The following is a 3,971-nucleotide window of genomic DNA, read 5'->3' on the forward strand; positions in this document are numbered from 1 at the left end:
ATTTGTAACTTCAAAAATCTCAAAAAAAAATGAATATCGAAAAGAAATTAAAAATCTCCCAAAAAGCTTTTAATACTTGGAAAACTGTTCCGTTTAAAGATAAACAACAACTACTCAAAACTTTGGCTAATGTTCTTGACGATAATGCCGAGAAATTCGGAAAAATCATTACTAAAGAAATGAACAAGCCGATTTCCCAATCCATTGCTGAAGTTAAAAAGTGCGCTTTGATGGTTCGTTACTATGCCGAAGCAGAAAACATTTTGAAACCTGAAAAGATAAAAACCGAATTTAGAGTTTCGGAAATCCATTATATCCCCAAAGGAGTAATTTTAGGAGTAATGCCTTGGAACTTTCCATTTTGGCAAGTGATTCGTTTTGCTGTTCCTGCGATCTTGGCAGGAAATACAGTTGTTTTAAAACATGCTTCAATTTGTTTCGGCAGCGGAAATGCAATTGAAAAGATTTTCTTAGAAGCGGGTTTCTCAAAAGGAGTTTTTCAAAACTTAGAAATTGGTCACGCAGAAGTGAAAACCGTGCTAGAAAATCCTATTGTGAGAGGGGTAAGTTTAACGGGTAGCGAAAAAGCCGGTGGCGAAGTTGCTTCTATCGCAGGAAAAAATATTAAAAAATCATTACTTGAGTTAGGTGGCAGTGATGCATTCATTATTTTAGATGATGCAGATTTTGCAGAGGCAGCGGAATCCGGAACAAAATCAAGATTATTGAATTGTGGGCAAGCTTGTAACGCAGCAAAAAGATTCATCATTCAAAAAAATACAGAAAAGAAATTCCTTCCTATTTTTGTTAAAGAATACCAAAAATTTGTAGCTGGAGATCCTTTAAAAAAGAAAACCAATTTAGCAGGAATGGCTCGTCCAGATTTAGCAGATGAGTTAGAAAATCAGTACAACAAAGCATTAGAAAACGGTGCAGAAATTATTTTACCACTCGTAAGGGTTTCAGTAAATGAATTTGTGCCCGGTTTAATTAAAGTAAAATCTGGAAATCCTATTTTACAGGAAGAACTTTTCGGTCCACTCGGAATGGTGATGACTGCTAAAGATGATCAACAAGCCGTACAATTGGCGAATGAAATTCCGTTTGGCTTATCGGATTCTGTTTGGACGAAAGATAAAAAAAGACAGCAATTCTATATTGATAATTTAGAATCGGGAACGATAAGCATTAATAAAGCGACGAGTTCTGACCCTAGATTACCTTTTGGCGGTGCAAAATCTTCAGGTTACGGAACCGAGCTTTCTTTGTTTGCCCTGAAAGAGTTTGTCAACATTAGAACAGTGGTTGGAAAATAAAAGAAATTTTAATCATCAATAATTAAACCTTCAAGACTTTATAAAACTTGGAGGTTTTTTTATTCACTCTCCACTACTTTCAACTGAGATCGATAAAGCGTAGAATAATACCCACCTCTTTCAAGAAGTTCGGCATGTTTACCTTCTTCTACGATTTTTCCATGTTCCATCACGATAATTTTATCCGCTTTTTCAATGGTTGAAAGTCGGTGTGCAATAATAATTGAAGTTCGGTTTTTCGTGATTTTTTCTGTCGCTCTTTGAATGAGTTTTTCACTTTCATGATCGATGGAAGAAGTCGCTTCATCGAGAATCAAAATTTTCGGATCAGAAAGATAAGCTCTTAAAAATGATAACAACTGTCTTTGACCCAAAGAAATAGAAGATCCTCTTTCCCGCACGACGTAACCATAGCCGCCCGGAAGACTTTCGATAAAATCATCAACTTCAATTTCTTTTGCAATATTTTTAATTTTTTCTAAAGTCACCGTTTCGTCACCAAAAGAAAGATTCTCGAAAATACTGCCGTGAAAAAGAAAAACATCTTGCAAAACAACACCGATATGACTTCGAAGATTATACAATTCATAATCCTTTAAATCGACATCATCCAATAAAATTTTCCCAGAATTAATATCGTACAATCTTGTAATTAAACTGATAATCGTGGATTTCCCAGCTCCGGTTGCACCAACAATTGCGACGGTTTCTCCCGGATTTACTTTAAAACTAATACCTTTCAGAACTTCTTGCTTTTCGTCGTAAGAAAAATAAACGTCTTTAAATTCGATTTTTCCTTCGAAATGACTTTTGGTTATTTTTCCTTTATTGGGAAGTGCAAAATCTTCATCCATCACGCCCAAAACTCTTTCTGCACCTACGATCCCTCTTTGAATATTATTAAAACGATCAGCGATTTGCCTTAATGGGCGAATGAGCATTGAAACAAACTGAATAAAGGCAATAATTGCTCCTGGCGTTATGGTGATAAACCCACCGTAAAACAAGATAAAGCCGATGAATAAAGAAGAAATCAACTCAACAACCGGAAAAAATAAAGAGAAAATAAAAACGGTTTTTAATAAAGCCGATTTTAAAGTAATATTAATATCATCAAATTTTTTAAATTCCGCTATTTGTCTATTGAAAACTTGGATAATCGACATTCCTGAAAGTCTTTCCTGAACGAAAGAATTTTGATTAGAAGTCCAAGTTCTTTCATCATTAAAGGCTTTTTTTAATCTTTTCTGAAAAAACCTCGTAATTAAAACCATTAACGGAAGAATCGCCAAAGAAATATAACTCAAATGCACATCGACCTGAAACATCATGAAGAGCACGAAAACAATTCTTAGAACATCGCCGAAAACCATTAAAAATCCGTCGGTATAAACCGTCGCAATAGTCTCTACATCGCCAACTGCGCGAGTCACCAATTGCCCGATTGCGGTTTTATCGAAAAATGAAGTTCGAAAATAAATCAGTTTATGATACAATTTTTCTCGAATATCTCGGATAACATTTTGTGAAATATAATTGGAAAAATAAACCAAGAAAAAATTCAAAATCGTCTCGCCGAAAACCAAAGCCACCAAAATATAAATATGTTTCATCATCGACGCTTTGTCGCGAAGTTTGATGATGTCGGAATCTACAATTTGCATCGTGAGATACGGTCGATACGTTGAAATTATGGATAAAAATATCGAAATAATCAGCGTGACCATAAACCACGACCGAAATTTCATTCCGATAACAAATAGCCTTTTTATAATATCCCAAGTGGATTGTTGCTTCATATTTTATTTAAAGATTCTTTTGCAAAAATAAGGAATTTAGGCGGGATGTTTCATTATGTTTTGCCACAAGAATTTTAATTCATTGCAGTATTAGGAATTTCTTGAAGAAAATTAATTTCAATTTGCAAAGTCGCAGAGCAACGAATTATCGACATTCGAAATTTTCAACAATTGTGGTGAGTCGCAGAACGACGAACAATTGTAGAAAATATATTTGTCTTTTTTAGAAAGTCGCGGAGCGACGAACTATCGGTTTAAATCAAATCCTTAAAAACATATTTTTCGTCATATAAAATTTCAAATTTTTCTAAAAACTCAACACACTCTTCACAAAACGATTTTTTTTCATGATGTTTTTCCTGATTATCAATATATCTGATTACCGCATTAATCTGGGATTTACTATAAGAAAATGCTCCAAAACTATCTTGCCATTCAAAACGAAAAGGAACAAATTGATTTTCATTAATCCATTTTGAAGAAATACTTTTCACTTCTTGAACCAAGTCGGAAACCGATTGAAACGGTCTTAATCCAATTAAAATATGAACATGATCGGGCATTCCATTAATGCACAATAATTTATGTTTTCTATTTTGAATAATTCCCGTGATGTATTTATATAAATCATCTTTCCATTCTTTTTGTATTAAAGCCTGACGAAATTTTACGGCAAAAATTAGTTGAATATGAATTTGGGTGTAAGTATTATTTTCAGCCATGATTCAAAAATTAGATTCATAAAGTTAAATCTTTTTATCTAAAATTGATTATTTTTTCCGTTTTAAAGCATATTGAAAATATTTAACGAAAGCAGAAATGCATTTTTAAATGTATAATTTTCACATCTTTTAAG

3 protein-coding genes are annotated in these 3,971 nt (G+C 33.4%); 1 reads left to right on the forward strand and 2 read right to left on the reverse strand.

The annotated features are described in order from the left end of the window. Positions 1-29: 29 nt before the first annotated feature. The gene (locus WBY99_RS12830; RefSeq protein WP_423976729.1) at positions 30-1,316 is read left to right on the forward strand and encodes an aldehyde dehydrogenase family protein; all 1,287 of its coding nucleotides are present in this window, start codon (positions 30-32) and stop codon (positions 1,314-1,316) included. A gap of 59 nt (positions 1,317-1,375) precedes the next feature. Here WBY99_RS12830 and WBY99_RS12835 read toward each other — a convergent pair whose 3' ends face one another. Then, positions 1,376-3,115, reverse strand: coding sequence for an ABC transporter ATP-binding protein (locus WBY99_RS12835; protein WP_423976730.1), 1,740 nt, complete (start codon positions 3,113-3,115; stop codon positions 1,376-1,378). Positions 3,116-3,369: 254 nt separating this feature from the next. Next, positions 3,370-3,837 carry an IS200/IS605 family transposase gene (gene tnpA, locus WBY99_RS12840; protein WP_423976731.1) on the reverse strand — a complete coding sequence of 156 codons (468 nt, stop codon included), beginning with the start codon at positions 3,835-3,837 and terminating at the stop codon, positions 3,370-3,372. Between the last annotated feature and the right edge of the window lie 134 nt (positions 3,838-3,971).

It is taken from the genome of Kaistella sp. (assembly GCF_049588135.1).
Taxonomy (GTDB): Bacteria; Bacteroidota; Bacteroidia; order Flavobacteriales; family Weeksellaceae; genus Kaistella.

Bases quoted from the DNA above. Each gene is read 5' to 3' on its own strand.
- WBY99_RS12830 (WP_423976729.1), top strand. From the start codon at position 30: ATGAATATCGAAAAGAAATTAAAAATCTCCCAAAAAGCTTTTAATACT.
- WBY99_RS12835 (WP_423976730.1), bottom strand. From the start codon at position 3,115: ATGAAGCAACAATCCACTTGGGATATTATAAAAAGGCTATTTGTTATC.
- tnpA (WP_423976731.1), bottom strand. From the start codon at position 3,837: ATGGCTGAAAATAATACTTACACCCAAATTCATATTCAACTAATTTTT.